The sequence below is a fragment of the Photobacterium sp. NCIMB 13483 genome, assembly GCF_003025475.1.
In the GTDB taxonomy this organism is placed as follows: Bacteria; Pseudomonadota; Gammaproteobacteria; order Enterobacterales; family Vibrionaceae; genus Photobacterium; species Photobacterium piscicola.
Genome location: NZ_PYLV01000007.1, coordinates 53507 through 76533, shown reverse-complemented (window position 1 = coordinate 76533; position 23027 = coordinate 53507). Strand labels below are relative to the sequence as shown.

1 protein-coding gene is annotated in these 23027 nt (G+C 41.9%); it reads right to left on the bottom strand.

The window, feature by feature from the left end:
* Positions 1-227: 227 nt before the first annotated feature.
* Positions 228-23027 carry a GEVED domain-containing protein gene (locus tag C9I86_RS07925; RefSeq protein WP_146142627.1) on the bottom strand — a complete coding sequence of 7600 codons (22800 nt, stop codon included), beginning with the start codon at positions 23025-23027 and terminating at the stop codon, positions 228-230.

Here is a 23027-nt window from a genome sequence, read left to right as displayed (position 1 = left end):
TACTTTTAAATATTCTGAGAACTACGATAAAATCAAAATGCCGATAATAAAATATTCAAACTCCCAACTGCATTAATTAACATTTTTCTATCAGGCTAACGAGTATTAGTTACTTAAGGAATGAATGTGGTGAGATTAATCACCACAGCATTCTTATATAAGCCATTTACTATTGAATGGAAGTAATGACTAATGCTAGCAATTAGCTAACATGAGTACTGTTTCCACTATTTGATAGTAACTTGATAAATAACAGTTCCAGTTTCACTAGGATTTAAGGCTCCGGTCATTTCCCAGCGTACTTCACCTTCATAACCCGCAATATTTGCACCATTTGGTGTTAATACATTACATGTTAAACCAGCAGGTAGGACACCAGATGTACAATCAATCGCTAACGTTAAGTCAGTATAAACAGGTGTAGTATCAAATATTGTGACTTCTGTTATTGGCCCACTCCCCACATTGGTAAACTCAATAGAATATTCTAAAATATCCCCCGGTTTACCGTCGTTACTGGTACTTACACCAGTTGCTTGAGTCAGATTTTCCACTGTTTTATTAAGCTTCAACTCACCAGCACCCGCGAAAGTAGCGCGAACAGTATCAGTATCTATCACTTGTCGAGTAACACCATGACCTGTTGCAACACTATCCTCAAACGTCATATCTGCTTGAATATCATAATGATAAAGCGCATTTAATGGTGCATCAGCAGGAACAAATACTTTACTGATTAAACAAACACTACTATCACCACTTACAGCGACAGGGTTAGCTATCTGGCTATCAGCCCCATCAATTGAACCATTACAGTCATTATCTTGATACAGTATTGCGCTCCAACCGTCATTTGCGGGCTCCGTAGAGATATTCATAATGGTAAAGTTAACACTACCTGCGGTTTCAGCTGTAAATTTATGACTAAAGAGCACTCCTTTACCCGGCTCAGTTTCAGTAAAGTTATCAGGCTCCATACGCGGTTCTTTCACTTTACCGAAGTTTAAGCCCGTTAAGTAATCACCCGCAGCGGCATTAATTAACATCTGACTATCAATAACACTGGTATTGGTGACTTGAGTAAGCGCTGACACGTCAGCTTCACTAATATCAATCCAATCAGCTTGTTTAACCACCTCAAGTACAAGATTTTCATTAGCAAGTGATACTGGTACGACTAATAGATAGCCACCATCACCCGAGGTCACCGTTGTTGCAACAACATCACCAGTTGTAAATCCACCAGCACCTGTGCCGTTATAAATAGCACGCACAACTGTATTACCAATGCCAACTTCGCCACCATCAAAAATACCATCATGAGCCGCAGTTGCGCCCGAGATACCATTATCTTCAAACACAAAACCACTGAGCACAATCTGATTAATTAACTCAAATTGATAATCTTCTACCTCTCCATCAGCGGCTTCACCTATTGGAGAATTACACGTTGCTGCCGTACTACATAAACGGAAACGAACAAATGTATCGCCGTTATAACCTGCGGTAAGCCCTGCATCTAAATTGAAATCAAGATTCGTTGTGGCTGCTGTAATCAATTGGTCTTCAATAATCATCTCGCCAACATCAGCAAAATCACCATCGCCATTGAGATCAATAAATACATTTAAGAAACCCGCAGCTTGTGGCACAGATACGGTCACTGGAGTAGATGTTGCAACCGTAATACTAGCAGGAAGAGTTACGCCATCTTCATCATCAGAAGCTTGAATATCATCACCTGTTGCATCAGCAGAGAACTGGCTAACAAACTCACTGTCCCAATTAACACCTAACGTGAAATCTTGGTCGCCATCAAGCGCAGCATCACCATCATTGCCTGTATCAGAGTAATTATGGAAAGCATCACCGTAAGAAATAGGTGCATCACCATAGTCTCGTGCGTAGTAACAACCAGCAGCATCATTACCTTGAACCGAGACATCAATACCTTCAGTTACAAACATCAACTCACCAGTAATCACATTCAATTGATAAACTGCCGTCTTATCAATCAGATCGTGAGCATTATCACCATCGGTATCGTGATCACCACCATTAGCAAAGGCATAAAGCATAATACCATCATCCATAATGGTTCCCCCCGCCCCAGCACTACCGGTATTCGTCACAGGAAGTAACCCGTTGAAGTTCAGAGGATTTATTGTCACCGCTCCTGTAGTTGGATTGATTTGAATATAGTTACCACCTGGTAGATCAACACCATATAACATACCGTCATTCGAGCTGAAGGAGAAATCACCACCCATAGTTGGTATTGAAGACAACGTAATTGTAGTAAACGCCTGAGTATTTAAGTCAATACGAACTAGAGAGTCCCAATTACCATTCATCACATAGAGGTATTGGCCATCTGGTGATACGTCACCTCTAACAGGGAATGCAATGTTAGTACCACTGCCTGTACGAGAGAGTATTTGATTATTGTTAAAGGTTGCAGAACCATTAGATGAATGGATTAACGTTTGCGAACCATCAGCTCTAATTGTACCCAGCGAAACAAACTCTGTGCCATCACGATCTGTAACAAACAGCATCATATTATCATTCGCACTGTCTCCATCTATAAATAATCCATAGAACAAACCATTAATACGATTAAAGCCAACTGCATTATAATTTTCAGCATTTGGATAACCATTAACCGTAATAGGACTAACAATATTATTGAGTTGCGCTGGATTAGTAGTAGGATCAAATTCAGCGAAATCATAGCCACTAGTATTATCGCCTTTGGTTTCAACAACAATATCACAAGTGTTATTGCCATTTAGACTTGATACTAATACTCGATAATCTTCGATCTCACCGTCAGGTGCTGCCCCAATAGGATCAGGAAAGGCATTACCATCAGCATCTAGTGGCGTATTTGTTGTCGTATTAAAATCAGAACTAATACGTAAACGATAACCCGCCACACTGTTACTGATATTTGCCCCAGAAGTACCCACATTATTCCATGTCAATGTTGCTGATGTGGCACCACTTGGAATAATAATCCATGCACTTTCATCATCATCAAATGAGCCGCTATTATCAAAATCAATCCATCCAGATAGATAGGCATCACTGCCTGTTGTATTACTAACAGGAACGGTTTGAGTGACAGTAGGACTTGATACATCGGCAGTAATAAGTGCACTTAATACATCTTCATCATCAGGAGCAGTACCTTTATTATCATCACCTGCATAATCAACATCTGGCTGACCATCATTTTCATTATCTGCCGCTACCGAACCAATATATAACCCTATTTCTTCAGTTAAATGACGAGGGCCATTATTAGCCAATGTTGTAGGGTAACCATTGGTTTCAGGCGCATCACCAAAATCTAACGGTAGTGGAGCGAAACGACAACGCGCACCATCATTTTGGCTGGTTGCAGCATTTATCTGAGTGAAGTTGACTGCACTATAACCACCAGATGGAAGACTTGGGTCTGAAATATCAATTCGAACAATACGGCCAGGATTTGGATTTTGAGCTGCGTAGAAGAAGCCTTGATCATCAAAGTATACCGCACCCCATCCAGTGCCAGTTTCGCCATTAATACCAACGTAACCCAAATTAGTTCGCGCCCCTGTTACAGGATCAAACTTCACTAAATTTCCCGTAGGCGTTAAGGTATAAAGCATATTGTCGATAGGATTAATCGCCATATCAGCCATCACTGGAGCAGAAATTGTAATTTCACCAATTTGCTGTAAGTAAGTACTACTATTTGGATTAACATCAATGCGATACATACTGGTGCCGCTATTATTCATCAGCAATAGAACACCGTTATCATCGATATCACCACTGTTATAGTTATTGATTGCCATCGTACTTCCTGTAATTGGTAACACGAAGGCAGATCCTGCACCATCAACCATTAAAACAGTGTCTTTATTTTTAATGTTATCGCCGATGAGTGTATTGGTAATAAAGTTATACCCCGTACCACCAAAGACACCAGTGCCTGTTGGCAGAACATCATCATATAACGGTGTTACTGTACCCATAGCCAAATTAATACTAGTAATATCGGTAGGGCTATTACGCAACAAATAACCATCACTACTACAAGTTGGGAACGTCACAATCGTGAAATCAGCAAAGTTAACATCACTCACATCCGTTGTTAACGCAACTGATTGAATGTTAGGTGAGCTAGAATGAACATTGATTGGATCACCAATTGTCGCACCAGCATAACCACCAGCATTTGGATCTAGCGTTCCAATGGTTGGTGGGCAGGTTGGATTAACTAAATCAGTTTCAAGTGCTGCTTCATAAACTTCATAGTTTCCACCAGGAATAGTCATTGAGTAAGCACCCGTTATTGCATCCGCTGTGGCAACAAAACACTCACTGGTTGTGGTGTTATAAGCAATCACAGGTACAGCAATACCAAGACCCGCTTCTGCTACATCTTTAATACCATTAACTGATGGTGCAGTGCTGCTGTCATCAAAGACAAAACCAGACAGTTCAAAGCTACACACGGCAGGCGATGTTGGTAATGTCGCAGTATTGATCACTTGACCATCGCCACCGTCATCGCCACATAATAACTGCCCAGAACATGTTGCAGTACCTGCACTGACATTAGCAGTAGCACCTGAACTATTAAAGATAGCTGCACCACCACCGCCACCAGCAGAGCGACCATGACCACCAGATGAACTTGCACCATTACCACCGACAGCATTAACGGTTAGTGTTGATAGAGATGCACCATCGGTGTTGTATAGCAATACAGAGCCACCCGCACCACCACCACCGGGGCTATCGCCACCAGCATTTGGTGAAGTATTACCATTGGCATTAATAGTACCTGTTCCTGTCACTGTATTAGCTGTGATATATACGATACCACCACCATCAGCGCCATCACGACCGACACCATTATTTTCTTGACCTGCACCGCCACCGCCACCAAGAGTTAAACGAGTAGAATCAGCCAGCCCAATACCTGTACCTGGTTCTCCCGGATAAAAACTGGTTGAACTTGAATAATTGCCGCCTCTACCACCAGGGCCAACGTTACCACCACCACCACCACCAGAATTAAAGTTACCACCACCACCAGCATTTGCTGGCGCGCCGATACCATTATCACCATCGCTATAGCCTAAACCACCAAGACTCACTGGGGTTCCTGCAATACCTTCACCCTTACCACCATCGATATTGGTTGCCGACATCACATAATTGAGTCCAGTCGCGATACCATTTCCGGTATTTAATGTACCACCTCGGAAACCTTTGCCATTAACATCAATAGTATTGCCATTAAGATCTAATGTTCCATTGACATATAACGACACAATACCGCCACTAGAACCATCCCAGTCAGCAGACGTAACCGTGCCAGTTAAACGTGCATCTTCATACATTGGAATACGTACAACTTGGAAAGAACTATTTCCGTCAGCAGTAAAGTTATTCGTTAAATTTTCACTTAATACTAAAGTCGGATCGGTAAAGCTAGCAACGGTCGCAAACTCATATTGCCCAGTCGTACCATAATCCGTCCAACCACTGGCATACCCACCTGCAACACCATTACCATAACTATCGGTATTAGTGGTATCAATTGAGGCATTTTGCATCTGAATGATCATCACCCGATCACCTGGATTTAAGGTCTCTGTCGTATTACCTGTTGCCGTACCAAGCGTAATACTATTCGTGCCCGTTAATGCATTTGCCGTTGCTGGGTAATAAGTATTAACCACACCCGTAATATCAACAGGTGTACCTGAAACACCTTCAATATTGCCAGAATTCAAACATTGCGCTATCACAACCGCAGGGGTTATTGGTTGAATTGGTCCTTTTAAAATTGGAATTTGATGATCTTCAACTTCACCATTAATAGCTGTGCCGTTGTAATCATCAACAGTTAATGTTTCAGATGTAATACGAAGACGCATGTAGGTTTCAGTTGCAACAGTAGTGGTATTTATTGAAGGGAAACTTAATGACGTACTACCATCAGTAACTGCATCGGCATCAGTACAAGCCGCTAGAGCAAATTCACCACTATCGGCAAAATCACCATCAGCATTAAAGTCAACCCAAGCATAGACATTTGCACCCATATCTGCGGTGCCATTATGATCATTACAAATCACATCTTGAGTAAAGCTCGTAGCACCTTGAGATAAGAAACCAACCGTAGAGATACCATCTTCATCATTGATATTTAACGTATCATCATCGGTTGCATCACCATTATCATCAACACCGTCACCAAAGCCGTCACTATCACCGTCACCAATAACAGAACCCAAGCTTAATGTCGTATTACCAATGCGATGACGCGCACCATTACTAGTAAATAAGGTGTTATATCCTAAGGTTTCAGGCGCATCACCATAATCATAAGCAACATCAAGAATGATACGATGATCTTCAACTTCACCGTCATTCGCTACATCATGAGGCGTTGAACATACCGTTGTGGTTGAACAAATACGAACACGAACATAACTACCGCCATCAAGCACATCATTCGGTGTCGTAAAGGTTAATATAACGTCCGTATCGTCATTCACTGCCGTAATACTCACTGGCGTTGCCGCTTCAGTCGCCACATCAAACACACCATCACGATCAAAGTCTAGCCATGCATAAACAGTGGCATCAACATCAGTATGTACCCGTACCGTTAAGGTTTCTGTGCTACTTGGATCTGCCGACATTACAGCCGGAATAGTTACACCATCCTCATCATTAACACCCGCGAAGTCATCATCTTGAGCAAGGCCATTATCATCGATACCATCTACAAAGCCGTTAGCTTCAGCATCCGTAGCATTGGTACCAAGGAAAATGGTTGCACTAGGAATATGCATTGGGCCGATGCCCTCACCACTGGCATTAGTACGATCGGTTCCATAGGTATCTGGCGCATCACCTAAATCAAATGTACCCATGACAATAAGATGATCTTCAACTTCACCATTAGTGGCGATTCCACCCATTGACGATGTTGTTAACACATCATTAGTAATACGAATACGTGAATAGGTAACTCCCGCCGTTAATCCTGTTAGCCCTGTCCAATTAAATACATATTGCACTTCTGAAGAGGCATCAGGTACGATTTGAATTTGCCCTTCGCCAGCCTCAAAGGTACCACTTTGGTCAAAATCAATCCAAACAGCGAGATAAGCAACTGATCCTGAAGTATTTGACGCTTCAACGGTAAGACTATAATCACTCGCATTAATGTTTATCGGTGAAATGACATTAACGCCATCCTCATCATCAGGAGAGGCATTGGTATCATCACCATCTGCCGTTGCTGTTGGTATACCATCAGGCTCACCATCACTGGCTTGATCACCAAGGAATAACGACGTATCACCATAATGGAATGGACCACCGCTTCCCGCTAAGGTTAAATACGTATCTGGCGCATCACCAAAATCAACATTGTCTGACACCGAAATCGCATACCCTTCAACTTCACCATTGGTTGCCTCACCAATAGCGGTGCTACAGTCGGTAGTGGTATTACAAATTCTCACACGTATATAAACAGTATCACCGTTAGTTATCGCGGTGGTAATTGGCCATGTCAGCACTTTTATAGTATCAGTTTCACCATCAGCAACAGCGATAGTCTGCATTTCAGATGCTTCTAGATCACCATTTTTATTCCAGTCAGCCCACGCATATACATTACCATCGGTACCCGTAGTATTGGTGGTAGTAACACGCACCGAATATTGAGTAGCGGTACTCGATAACGGTAATATCTCGACACCATCATCAGTATCACCATTGGCTGCAACCGTTGCATAGGCGTCAGTTTCACCATCTGGCGCCGTACCCATAAAGATATTGGCGCCAAGTTGGTGACGAGGACCATCAAATTGGAAGGCTGTTACATAATCACCTGTCGCAGTGCCTGCCCCTGAATCAGGTAAATCATCAAAATCAAGCTCTGTATTTGAACAATTGCCATTCACATTGGCATCATCTGCTAACCAATTATTACGCGCTAAGAACGCACTTTGATCTTCGTAGTAGTCATACACAAAATCCATTAACGCTTGGTAAGGCGTAAGATTGCTTGAATAGTAATTTGGCGTGAAATAGAACTGACGCTCACCAGAACCAACCCATGGACCTGTATGCGTTCGAGGATATCCATAACCACCGGTTGTGGTTGGATCATATGGAATCAACCACGCCATCGCATCAACATTATTACAAGAGCCTGTTACCGTTGGCAGCGTATAAATAACACTACGGTGATCAATACCCGTAATCGTTGATAGCGTACCCGTAGTTGCTACTGTTGCTTGGGTTGATAATGCACCAGGGCCATCAGATGGATGGAAACGAGGTAGTGTTGTTGGTCCAGCATACCCTGCAAAACCCGTTGCACTTGTACCAGGGAACCCTACTTGTTGTCCCATGTATGCATTAATACGGGTTGTGGTTGCATCGGCAAATCGATCACCTTCAACAAGAGACAGCAGTACACCACCTTGATTACGATAATCAAGTAACGCATCAATTTCTGCAGTTGTATCAGGGCTTACGCCACCCGCTAAATCTGATTGATAAAGAATGAATTGATAATCACGTAACGTGAAATCAGTAGTAATATTATCCGTCGGAACAAGAAGGTCGTAAGTTACATAACCAACCCCATAATTGTTTTCCATGAGAGCGACAGTATTATTTGCCGTATTGGGTAATGTATATTCAATCGCACCTGAATCTTGCTGGATTAACATATGGAAGGTGACTTTATGATAATGATCTTCTATCTCACCATCGGTCGCTGCGCCTTGTGAGCGTTCATCAATGGCTGTCGCGCCATCATCAACTAATGTATCGGTTGTTAAACGTAAACGAACATAACTATCACCAACATTACCGCCTTCGGCATTAGATAGATTAGTCCAAGCGACACTAATTGGAAGATCCGTTGCACCATCAGCAACCGCAACGCTGGTATACTCATCAAGTTGGAATTCACCATCTAAGTCATGATCAACCCATGCATGCAGTGTTGCTGCACCGCCAGTGTTATTTGTTACCGTGGTATCAAATGACCATGTTGTCATTGACGGAGAAAGTACAGGGAAAGTCGGAACAGTTTCATCCGCCGTAGCATTATTATCATCACCATCAGCTGCCACACTTGGTTGACCATCAACATCAGCATCAGCCGCTGTTGTACCTATATAAAGGTTTGTTGAAGGCGCATGATTGGCACCACTATTTGTAGCTAAAGTATGATAAGCATCTGGAGCATCACCCCAATCTTGGGCGGTTAATACTGAGATTCTAAAGTCTTCAACCTCACCCGATGTTGCGGTGCCACCAGCATCAGAAACTGTTAAACCATCACTATTGGGCGCTAAACGTGCTCGTCCAAAATAATAGCCCGCAGTCACAGGTGTTAAACCGTTCCAACTAGGGTTATAAACAGTATTGATTCCGTTTGAAGTAGCACTGATAACTTGCCCTTCAGCGGCATCAAAGACACCATTTTGGTCCCAATCAATCCATACAATAAGATCCGCATTTGCACCTGTATTATTAAGTACATTTGCATCCAATGTATAACTGGTTGCGCTTAAGGCTAATATCGGTAATGAAATACCATCTTCATCAGCAGTGGCTGTAATATCATCAAGTAACGCATCACTACTTCCATCAGCATCTTCACCATCAGTGGTTGCTGTACCTAAACGTAGCGTAGTACTAATAGGATGAATTGGACCACCGTCAGCAAAACGAACAAGGTATGAATCAGGGGCATCACCACCATCATATCGAACGCTATCACTCAATAAATAGTGATCTTCTATTTCACCATTTGATACGCCACCATAAGAACGAGGATCTTCATTAACGCCAGTTGCACTATCGGCTAATAATTCAGAAGTAATACGCACACGCATATAGCGATTTTGACCAGCGGCTAATCCTGTTGTTGCCGTCCAATCCAACTCAACAGAACTATTTGTTAAGCCTGTTGAAGTAACAATTGCACCACCAGTACCTGTACCATTATCAACAAATTCATCACGATCAAAACGACCATTACCATCGAAATCAATCCAAGCATAAATATAAGCATCACTGCCAGTATTATTCGTCACCATAGCATTTGCGCTATAGCTACCTTGGGTTGTGGTTAATGGTGGTAAAATTAAGCCATCTTCATCATCACTAGCTGTAATATCATCGCCTGATGCTTGAAGTGCTATCGTCGGTGTTTGAGCATCATTATCTGCATCTGGTACTGTACCCATAAACAGATTGCTATCAACACCATGGAATGGGCCACTATCTGATTGGGTTGTACGGTAATTATTAACGCCAACGTTCACCGCCTCATCAGGTGCATCACCGTAATCAAACTCACCCACAAAGACCATGTAATCTTCAACTTCACCATCTAATGCTTGGCCTGCCCAATCATTAGCAGTGAGATCTGTCAGATAACTAATTCGAATACGTAATGCCATCGAGCCATTTGTTAAGCCTGAAATACCATTCCATGTTAATACTGCGGTTTTAACGCCATTAAAGTATGGAATATTATCAGTGCTAAATGGCGCATCGCCTGTCGTATCATAATTGATGGTTGATACAACTTCAGCAGCACTAAACTCACCATCTTGATTAGTATCAAGCCATGCGACTAAGGTTGCCGGATTACTGGCAAGCTCAGAATTACGTAAAGTAACAGGCACACTATAAGAGGTGGCTGCAATCGCAATATTTGCTAATGGTTGAGATAAACCATTCTCATCATCACTGCCATTGTTATCATCCCCAGAAGCATCACTGGTTGGTTGACCATCTGTGTCTGCATCAATCGTTGCCGTACCAAGATAAACGGTGGCACTATTGCTACGTCCGTGGAATGGACCATCACTGGCACTTAAGGTTTGATAAGTATCAGGCGCATCACCCATATCTTGATCACCGATATAGATTAAATGATCTTCCACCTCACCATCGCTGGCACCAAATAATGAACGGGTATCTTCTGCTGCACCACTGTTACCGTTGACTAATCCATCAGTTGTTAAACGGAAACGGGTTAACGTAAAGCCTGTTGCTATACCCGTAAAGCTGTTCCATGTAATATCAACCGAACCATTAGTGCCCGTAGGTACGATAACTTCGGCCACTTCATCTGAACCAAATTGACCATTACGATCCCAATCAATCCAGCCATACAACGTTGCATCTTGTCCGGTGTTATTGGTGACATTAACTGCTGCGGTATAACTGCTCGGTACAGGTGAATTATCTAATGCACGTAACGTAACGCCATCTTCATCATCACTGCCTGTGGTATCATCACCATCAGCTTGAATTGGACCACTGCTTGGATTAGCATCAGCTTCACTATCAGGCACACTATTACCAATATAAATATTATTATTGATAACATGATATGGACCATCATCAGCTAAACGAGAACGGTAATCGCCCGATCCTGCTGCGGTTCCAGCTACACCATCTTCAGCATCACCAAAATCTAGCGCCCCGATATATATTTGATGATCTTCCACTTCACCATTAATTGCCTCTCCACCCCAATCATTAGCGGTTAAAACAGAGTTAGTTAAACGTAGACGCATATAGGTGCTACCTGCGGTTAATCCACTGATTCCGGTCCACGTTAATTGGGTTGTTGGCGTTGCACTAGTACTGGTATTGGTTGCATTTACAATCGAGGTTAATTCAGTAAACTCACCAGCATCAGCAAAATCACCATCTTGGTTAAAATCAATCCAACCATATAAATGTGCATCACTGCCTGTCGCATTATAAAGAGGAACACCAACAGTATAAGTAGTATCTGCAACGGCTAAAATTGGGAATGGCGTAAGATCATCGGCATTTTCATCATCAATACCGTCGGTATCATCACCTACCGCACCATTAGATGGCTGACCATCTTGATCATGACCATTGTCGTGGGTAGCATCACGAATATAGAGGTTAGCATTATTGTGAATATGGTAAGGGCCACCACTGGTATATAGAGTGTCATAAGTATCAGGGGCATCACCACCGTCATAGGTTTCTACTCGAATATAATAATCTTCAACTTCACCATCACCCGCGCCACCATAAGAACGTGGATCTTCAACTATGGCGCCATTTTCTGTGTCAGCTAATAAATCAGTTGTAAAACGAATACGAATATAAACATCAGTGCCAGTAGCGATACCTGGGAACGAATTCCAAGTTAAGTTTGTTGTTGTGTTAGTGTTACCGGTATTAATTTCTCTAGGCTCAGCGGTATTACCACCAAAGAATTCATCACGATCAAATCGACCATTGCGATCAAAATCAATCCAAGCATACAGGTACCCTTTACTGCCACTATTATTGGTTACCGTCACAGGAATATTGTAGGTCGTATTGGTGTTGTTTAATGGTGGAATAAACGCGCCATCTTCATCATTACTGCCCGTAATATTATCACCTAGAGCAAAGGCAGTGGTTGGGTCATTGGCATCACTTTCACTATCGAGTAAAGCACCCATCAATATCGTATTATCGATACCATGATAAGCACCGTTATCACTCAGAGTGGTTCGGTAGTTATTAACACCTATGTTAGCCGCACTATCAATGGCATCACCAAAGTCAAATTGACCAACATAAACGACATAATCTTCAACTTCACCACCTTGGGCAATACCACCCCAATCGTTGGCGGTTAAACTGGTATTAGCAACACGAATACGCAGCCCCATTGAACCTTGTGTTAAACCTGAAATACCATTCCAAGTCAATGTCACTTTATTGGTTAAGTTATTACTGCTAGTTGGCAAATTATCAGACGCAAAGGTTGCGTTACTAAATGGTGTACTTGTCGCAACGACATTTAGATCATCGACAACCTCATCTGCACTAAAGCTACCATCTTGATTGGTATCTAACCAAGCGACTAACGTTGCATTAGAGCCCGAGTAGTTGTAAACCGCAAGATCAACACTGTAGCTAGTAATACTGGTAGCAACTGTGGTCAATGGCTCAACTAATCCAGTCTCATCATCAACACCCGTATTATCATCACCTAATGCCGCTGCATCTGGGTACGCTTGATCGTCATCATCAATATTATTAGCACCTAGATACAGGTTACTAACATAGTAATGCGCCGGGCCGCCACTAACAGGTAAAGTTAAGTATGAATCAGGTAAATCACCTAAATCTGTGTTTTCAGCTGTGACAAAGAAATCTTCCACTTCACCATCTTGAGCGGCACCTAACGAACGCTCATCAACGGTTGCTGTTGCATCACCATCAGTGAGTAACTCTGTTGTTAGTCGTAACCGTACGCCATAAGTACTTGCATCTACTAATGCAGTGTCTGTCGTAAAAGTAACGGTATAAGTCTCTGTCCCCGTACTCGCAGGAATAGTTATCACACCATTATTAATCGCTTGGGTTGAACCAAGGCTATTAATTGATGCTTGTGCAATCTCATCACTTTCAAAATTACCATCACGATCCCAATCAATCCATGCATATAAATATGCGGTAGAGGTTGAACTGTTTGTCACCGTAATATTGGTGTCATAATTATCACCTGCATCTAAATCAGGTAAGGCAATATCTGCTAAGGCATTTTCATCATCAATCCCTGTGACATTATCACCTGTCGCATCAGTACTCTGTGGTGTTGCGCCATCAACATCAGGCGCTACAGTGCCTAGATATAGATTAGGCTCAGCGGCAACATTATGATAAGGCCCACCAAAGGTTAAATTCGTTTGATAATTATTCGCCGCCGTTGCTGAAGAAGTATCGGGTAAATCACCTAAATCTTGACCACCAATTTGAATCATAAAGTCTTCGACTTCACCATCTGACGCACGGCCACCAACATCGGTCGTTGTTAATAGATCGGTCGTTAAACGGAAACGAATAAAGGTATTACCGACAGAGAGATTTTGCATCTGATTTGAATCAAATGAATAGGTATAAACACCATTCTGAGCCGTAGGAATAACATCAACTCGGCCTTCGATTTCATCAAAAATACCATTACGGTTACTGTCAATCCAACCTGCTAGGTAAGCATCATTACCTGTTGTATTACGTACTGTGAGCTCTAAGCTATGGCTTGAACCGTTAATCGGAATTGAAGTTAATGGTTGGCTGGTACCATTTTCATCATCACTGCCATTATTATCATCACCAAGAGCATCAACAGACGCTAATACAATTTCATCACCATCAATAGTTGAAGTACCTAAATACAAGTTGGTGTTATTGGTAATAATATGGTGAGGACCACCTAATAAAGGATCAACTAGATAACTCGCAGGCGCATCACCTAAATCTTGTAGACCAAAGAAAATACTATGATCTTCAACTTCACCACCCGCTTCACCGCCTAATGAGGAAATATCACTGATTTGCCCCACTAAACGGTTAGTTAAACGTAAACGCACAAATGAGGTTGTGTTATTGGTAACGGCAGGAATCGTCGCCCACTCAAGTTCTACTGGCGTATTACTTGATCCCGTTGGCACAACTGCAATTTGTCCTTCACTATCATCAAATTGACCATTTCGATTGAAATCAATCCATACTGCCAAGGTGGCAATATTACCCGTCGTATTTGTAACTGGCACAGTAATTTTGTATGAATCCATACCATTAAATAATGGCGGTAATGTAATTGGTCCTTCATCATCGGTTGCATCAAGATCATCGGCAGTTGCGGTTATATCTTGTAATGTTCCATCATCAATATCAGGCGCCGTATTACCAATATACAAACCATCTACGAATAAATGATAAGGGCCAAAATAGTTATAGAGTGTTTGATAGTTATTCGCCGCCGTTGTTGAAGAGGTATCTGGCGCATCACCAAAATCGGGATCGCCTACATAAACATAATGATCCTCAACTTCACCATTTTTGGCAATTCCACCCCAATCTGTCGCCGTTAAAATATCAGATGTTAAACGAAGGCGTAACGCCATATCACCTGTTGTTTGCCCGCTGATACCCGCCCATGTTAACTGAGTCGTTGGGGCTGTTTGTGCTGAAGTATTCGTTCCATTAACAAGCCCTTCAAGTGAAGCAAACTCGCCAGCATCATCAAAATCACCATCTTGATTTAAATCTAACCAAGCATAAAGATTTGCGTCAGCCCCTGTTGCGTTATAAAGCGGAACCCCTACGGTATAACTGGTATCCGTCAATGTTAAAATAGGAAGTGGAACTAAACTGTCAGCATTTTCATCATCAGTGCCATCGTTATCATCACCATTTGCAGCAGCCGTTGGTTGTCCATCTTCATCATGATTATTATCATGGGTTGCATCTCGAATATATAAATTCGCATTGGTATGATAATGAGCTGGACCGCCGTTACTGTATGATGTTTGGTAGCTTTCAGGTAAATCACCACCATCATAGGTATCGACACGTAAATAATAGTCTTCAACTTCACCATCAACCGCACCACCAAATGAACGTGGATCTTCCGTTGTTCCTGTAACCGCATCACTTAATAACTCACTGGTTAAACGAACACGAACATAAACATCGGTGTTATTAGCAATACCAGGGAAACTATTCCAATTAATATTGGCGACAAAATTAGACACGCCTGAATTTACAACTATCGGCGCGCCCGCAGCACCACCCGCAAATTCATCACGATCGAAACGACCATTACGATCAAAATCTATCCATGCATAAATATATGCATCGCTGCCTGTATTATTGGTTACAACCGAGCGCACCCCATAATTAGTCACTGAGTTATGTAATGGCATAATAAAGACGCCATCTTCATCATCACCATTGACATCATCATCGTCACCCAATGCCAGTATCGCAGGTGCATTGGCGTCATTTTCTGTATCAGGTACCGCAGCACCTAAATACAAATTATTATTCAGACCATGATAAGGGCCGCCATCATTTAACGTCGTACGATAATTATTAGCTGCAACGCCATTTGTAGTATCTGGCGCATCACCAAAATCATAATCACCAATAAAGATTTGATGATCTTCTACTTCCCCATTAAGAGCAAAACCGCCCCAGTCACTAGCCGTTAACGTGTCATTAGTTAAACGAATACGGACATAAGTACTGCCTTGGGTTAATCCACCAATACCATTCCAAGTTAATTCAGTTGTCGGTGCCGTTTGATTTAAGGTATTGGTACCATTAATGATGTTTTCTAGTGAAGTAAATTCACCCGCATCAGCAAAATCACCATCTTGGTTTAAATCAATCCAAGCATAAAGATTAGCATTAACGCCAGTTCCATTATAAAGCGGAACTCCTAACGTATATGTCGTATCTGAAACACCCAGCAATGGAATCTTTGTTAAGGAATCAACATCTTCATCATCAACACCATCATTATCATCACCATCAGCACCTACTGTTGGCAAACCATCGGTATCATGAGCATCATCATGGGTTGCACTACGAATATAAAGGTTGGCATTAACATGATAATGGGCAGGGCCATCACTTAGGTATAACGTGTCATATGAATCTGGCGCATCACCACCATCATAGGTATCAACACGAATATAATAATCTTCAACTTCACCATCTGTAACACCACCATAAGAGCGAGGATCTTCCGTTGTACCTGTTACTGAATCGGATAATAAATCAGTAGTAATACGGAACCGTGCATAAACATCAGTATTCACCGCAATACCAGGGAAACTATCCCAAATGGCATCAAGTGTGGCACTTGTTGTTCCTGTTGCTATTGTGATTGGAGAACCAGCTGCGCCCCCTACAAATTCATCACGGTCGAATCGACCATTGCGGTCAAAGTCAATCCATGCATAAAGGTAAGCATTAGCGCCACTATTATTGGTTGCTGTTACCGGAAGAGCATAAGTCGTTGCGGTATTGTGTAACGGTAAAATAAAGACACCATCTTCATCATCACCGTTCACATCTTGATCATCACCTAATGCATATATGGCTGGTGTATTAGCATTATTTTCAGTATCTGGCGCGGCAGCACCTAAATAAACAGCCGCATCTAAACCATGGTAAGCACCTTGATCATTAAAGTTAGTCCGGTAATTATTCGCACTCACTCCGCTTGCGGTATCTGGTGCATCACCAAAATCAAAATCACCAATAAATATTTGATGATCTTCAACTTCACCATTTAAAGCGATACCACCCCAATCATCGGCCGTTAAAATATCACTGGTTAAACGAATACGAACAAAAGTACTACCTTGAGTTAACCCTGAAATACCCGTCCAAGTTAATTCGGTTGTTGGCGTTGTTTGTGCTGAAGTATTGGTACTATTCACAAGATTTTCTAATGATGTAAATTCACCAGCATCTGCAAAATCACCATCTTGGTTAAAATCAATCCAAGCATAAAGATGAGCATCGGCACCTGTTCCATTATAAAGTGGCACACCTAAGGTATAGGTAGTATCTAATACCCCTAATAATGGAATACGCGTTAGAGAATCCGCATTTTCATCATCTGTTCCATCGTTATCATCACCATCACCATTTGGCGTTGGTTGGCCGTCGGTATCATGAATATTGTCATGAGTCGCATCACGAATATACAAGTTGAGATTATTGTGATAATGCGACGGACCATTGCTGGTATATAACGTATCGTAACTATCTGGCGCATCACCACCATCATAGGTATCAACCCGTAAATAATAATCTTCAACTTCACCATCAGTGGCAATACCAAATGAACGCGGATCTTCGGCAGTGCCTGTCGCTGAATCAGTTAAGACATCAGAGGTTAAACGTAAACGAATATAGACATCAGTATTAATGGCAATACCAGGAAAACTATTCCATGAAATAGTGACGTTACCATTGTTGGTGCCTGTCGGTACGGTTATCGGAACTCCCGCTGCGCCACCAGCAAATTCATCACGATCAAAACCTGTTGTACGGTCAAAATCAATCCATGCATAAATATATGCATCACTACCAGTATTATTGGTAACCGTAACAGGTAAATCATATGACGTTGCACTTGAATGAAGTGGAATTAACAGCGCGCCATCTTCATCATCACCATTGGCATCAAGATCATCACCATCGGCACTGTTGGCTGGATTATTCGCATCTTGCTCAGCATCAATAGCGGCACCGAAGAACAGTTGGTTGTTAAGACCATGACGAGGGCCATCATCGTTGAGCAAAGTACGGTGATTATTAGCAGCAACACCTACGCCAGTATCTGGCGCATCACCAAAATCATAGCTACCAACAAGAACATAATGATCTTCGACCTCACCATCAGGTGCAGCACCGCCCCAACCTGTATTAGCTAACCCTGCGGTGGTATAACGTAAACGCAGTGCTGCATTACCATCACTTTGTCCTGAAATACCCGTAAACGTTAATGTAATCGGTGATGATACTGTTGTACCTGTTGGTACTGTTACTGCAACATATTCTGCCGCTTCAAACTGGTTATTTTGATTCCAATCTAACCAACCATAAAGGTAAGCATCAACACCAGTATTATTACGAACTGGCACTTGTACAGAATAATTGGTCGCTGTTAACGGTAAAATAGGGGTTGGAGTACTAAAGGCATTTTCATCATCACTGCCAGTGAGATCATCACCATCCGCATTTGGCGTTGGTTGACCATCCCCATCACTATCAATAGTTGTATTACCAATATAGAGATTACTGATATTACTTAAACCATGGTAAGGACCGCCGCTAAGTCCTAACGTATCAAAACTATCTGGTAAATCACCAAAATCTTGATCGGCAACTTGTAGAGCATAATCTTCAACTTCACCGCCATCAACATAACCATAAGAGCGTGGATCTTCAACAGCCCCTGTCACAGCATCAGTTAGTGCAACCGGCGATAAACGTGTACGTAAATATACCGTGGTATTATTAGTCGGTGGTGTAATTGTCCCCCAAGATAATGGCATCGCGGTTGCACTTGCACCATTAGCAACAACTATCGCACCACCTGGACCTGCACCATTTGAAATAAACTCATCACGATCAAATTCACCATCACGGTTCACATCTAACCATGCATATAAATAAGCATCAGCACCAGAAGTATTCGTCACCGTTGTTTGCGTATTATAAACCGTTGCGCCACTGGTTAACGGTTGAATTAATAAACTGTCTTCATCATCAATACCGTCTGAATTATCACCAGAGGCGGTAACGTTTTGTAAGCCATCAACTTCAGTATCTGTTGCATTGGTTCCTAAGAATAAGTCATCATCAATAGAGTGACGAGGGCCATCATCTGCTAACGTGGTTCGATAATTTCCCGTCCCAATACCGACCCCGGTATCTGGCGCATCACCGAAATCAATACTGATGATCACTTCACCATAATCTTCGACCTCACCGTCAATACTTGGGCCATTAGGCGTATTACAATCATTGGTTGAACATAACCGAAAACGCGCATAGGTATTGCCTAAAATAGCATTCACAGGCGTCGTTATGGTATAAGTTGTCATACCAACGGTGGCAGTTGTATTACTAATTATCTGTTCGTTTGCATCATCCCAGTCACCGTCTCGGTTCCAGTCAATCCAGCCATAAACATGGAAGCTAGTACCTGCATAATCAGGATCTTTACCAATTGTAACCTCAATATCACGGTCACGATTGAGCACATAAATACCATTCGCAGTCACGCCATCTTCATCAGCAAGATCAACTAAATTATCACCATCGGCGATACTAGTAGGTTGGCCATCAATATCAGTATCTAATAACACCCCTAAAAACAGATCGGGGTTATTATCAGTATCACCATCAATAACAATATGGTTGGCACCACCATTAGCTCTTAATGTTTGGTAATCACCCATTGCGGTTGACATCGATGTATCAGGTGCATCACCCCAGTCTTTATTATCAACATCAACAACAATATTGGCACTAAATTCTGAAGTATCTTGTAATTCACCACTCCCACCCGTTGTCGTACGTTGAGCAATGACAGTAATTTCATCGCCAACATTAATGCTCGACGTTGCAAATAAACTATCAAATGTTGAACCTGATTGGCCCGTAATACTGCCTAAATATGTTAAGCCTTCACCTGCATTTAACCCATCACTACCCAATTCACCGGTACCAACACTCGCTTTATAGACTTCAAAAGTAAATTCACCCGTGGCACACATATCACCAATAACACGTAGATTTGCACCTTCTAAAAAAGCATAAGTAATTTGTGGGCGAGCTAAATTATTATTGGCACCTGTTCCGGTATCGTTATTACATAAATCAGTATTTAATGAAACGCCTTCACCCGTTGCGAGATTATGAAGGTCAATGGCGTTATCAGTATTATTATCAAAACTATTTTTAGTAATTAAATACCCTTCAATATTGGTATTACCATCAATAGAAACCCCTGAATCACCATTATTATGAATAATATTACATTCGATTATCGATAGCTGACCACTTTGGAAATGCACTCCATTATCGTCCGCATTTTGAATGTCATTACTGGTGATAGTTTGGAATAAATCAACATTTGATGTATTACGTTGATATATTGCATCACTGGTTGCATCACGCATTATATTACCAGCGATATTAAGATAAGCAGGCACACCGTAACGAATATAAACATTGTGATACGGTGTTGCAGTGGTCGAGGTTGAACCCAATAATTGATTTTGTATTACTTGCCAATTAACAACATTGGTTTGGCTATTTAGATTATTTAAGGTGATATTATTATGCGCTGTTTTTATTGCGTTATAACGAATAATACCACTGTCACCATTAAGCGAGCCATTACCTGCATTTGCAATCGCAATACCCGCACACCCTAATGATGTACCACAGGTTTCTTGGCCAATAACCGCATCATTACCCGCAGGATCAATACCAATTAAGTTTTGCTCAATTAAGGTGTCAGTAATGCCCGCCGAGTAAATATTAATACCTAAAGAACCACCCGTCAGAGAGACATTTCGTACTGTCGTATTATCCGCATTAATAATTAATAATTCAGCGGCATAAGCACTGGCGTTAGTTGGCATATCAATTTGTAATTCAGGCTTCGCTAATGCAGGAATGGTTTCAACACTACACCCATCAGAGCTACCGACGGTTTGCGCTTCTGAATAATTACCTGAATTTGAATCGATGATCGTTGTACCGTCAGCATTGCTGTATGCCGTACCATCAATGATAGTATTTGCGCCATTAGTACCCGTTATTGTAGTTAAAGAGGTCGTTGGAGAAACAACCCACCAATCGCCAGCAGGATCAGTATCGTTTGCAGGAACTGTTGGTACAAAACGCATTTCATTAGCGCCAACAATTCTGTTGGCATTAATAATAAATTGATTTAAAGAACCTTGCGCTGATGTATTGGTATTAGTAACAACGTTATATGAGAAACCAAAATCAACATTAGTCTGATTGGTTGAAGTAAATGATAAATCAACCTTAGATATGTGTTCACGCGTAGTTGAGTTGGTGGTTGCATCAGCACGATCGCCATCAATACCACCATAACAAGCGCCAGAAGCCGTTAAAGGTATGTCGCCAGAGGTTGCATCACCATTGCTATCACAAAAAGCATTGGTATAGGTATTACTTGCCGCATAAGTTTGCTCTGAAATCGCAGTGCTGTCTGTTGGTGGTGCTGTTGCGACAAAATAGGTATCAATCGGTAATTCAGTGAAAGAATAAGCACCACTTGAGGTAGTCACTTGTTGTAGATAAGTATCGCCCGCACTCGGCACACCATCATTATCATCGTCTCGGTAAAGTCTTACTATTACTTCATTTGGTGTTACGCTATCAGAGGATATATCACTATCGCCATTTTCATCTAAATAAACCGTACCGCTAATATCAAAACAACCAATACAGAATCGATAATCTTCCACTTCACCACTATCAACTGTGGTTGAAATTGTTGACGTCGTTAACGCTGCATTTGAGATTCTAAACCGAGAGAAAAAATATCCAGTATTACTTCGATCTGCCACATCAACAATATAATCGACATTACACGTAAAGTTAGATCCTGATGTATTAGTACAATCTGCATTAGAAGAGCCCGCAGCAGGAACCGTTATCGCGACACCTTCATCAGCTTGAAAGGCATTATCTTGATCCCAATCAACCCAGCCAACAAATGTACGCGGTGAGCCAGTATTGTTATAAACGCTAGCAGAAACTGAAACGGCCCCTGTGCCAGCATCAATTTCAGACTGAGGAAAGCCAGTTATACCATCATCAAAAGTATCTGAATTTGCTAATGCACTATTGCGATTTGCAGTTTCAAAACTAACATTCGTCCCAAAACGCAAATTAATTCCGGTTAAATCGACATTATGACGAGCAACGCCATAACTACTTGGCGCATCTGTTGCTTCGAAGTTACACGCATAACCAGAGGTATTTACCCTTACACCACCATCATCACCAGCCCCCATAGATGAACCGCCGGATGCTGGTGTTTGGGTTCCTTCAATTTGAATACTGGTAATCGATGTCATCCAAGAAGGTAATAATATTTGTGAACTATGAGGATATTGACCAAAACTTGTTACACCAACATTACCGCCACCACTCAACATTGAAGCGCCACCCTGAGCAGATAAATTAGCGGTATTTTGGCTATCATTTGGCGTCACTAATTGAGCTACCGTTGTTCCATTTACTTTTAATCGAATGGTAATAGATTCAGTGTAGTCCCCGCGCCCTGTCCACTGATTACCGTTGTTCCACCCCCAATTGGCACTAATAATTATTCGACCACCAGAGCCAGTACCGCCGGTTAAATTGGTATTATAAACCCCAATATTTCGGGTTCCCCATCCATTACCGCCATCACCATCAAAATAGTAATTACCGCCAGAAGTTGTCGGTGAAGCGTAACTTTGAGAACACTGTTGAGCCTGAGCAATCGAGGTGTTGAACAACAACCCGCCACAAAAGCAAACAAGCATTAATACTCTACGGATAATTTTCATCTTTTCCAT

Excerpts from the sequence above, each read along its gene's own strand:
- C9I86_RS07925 (WP_146142627.1), bottom strand. The coding sequence starts at position 23,027 with ATGGAAAAGATGAAAATTATCCGTAGAGTATTAATGCTTGTTTGCTTT.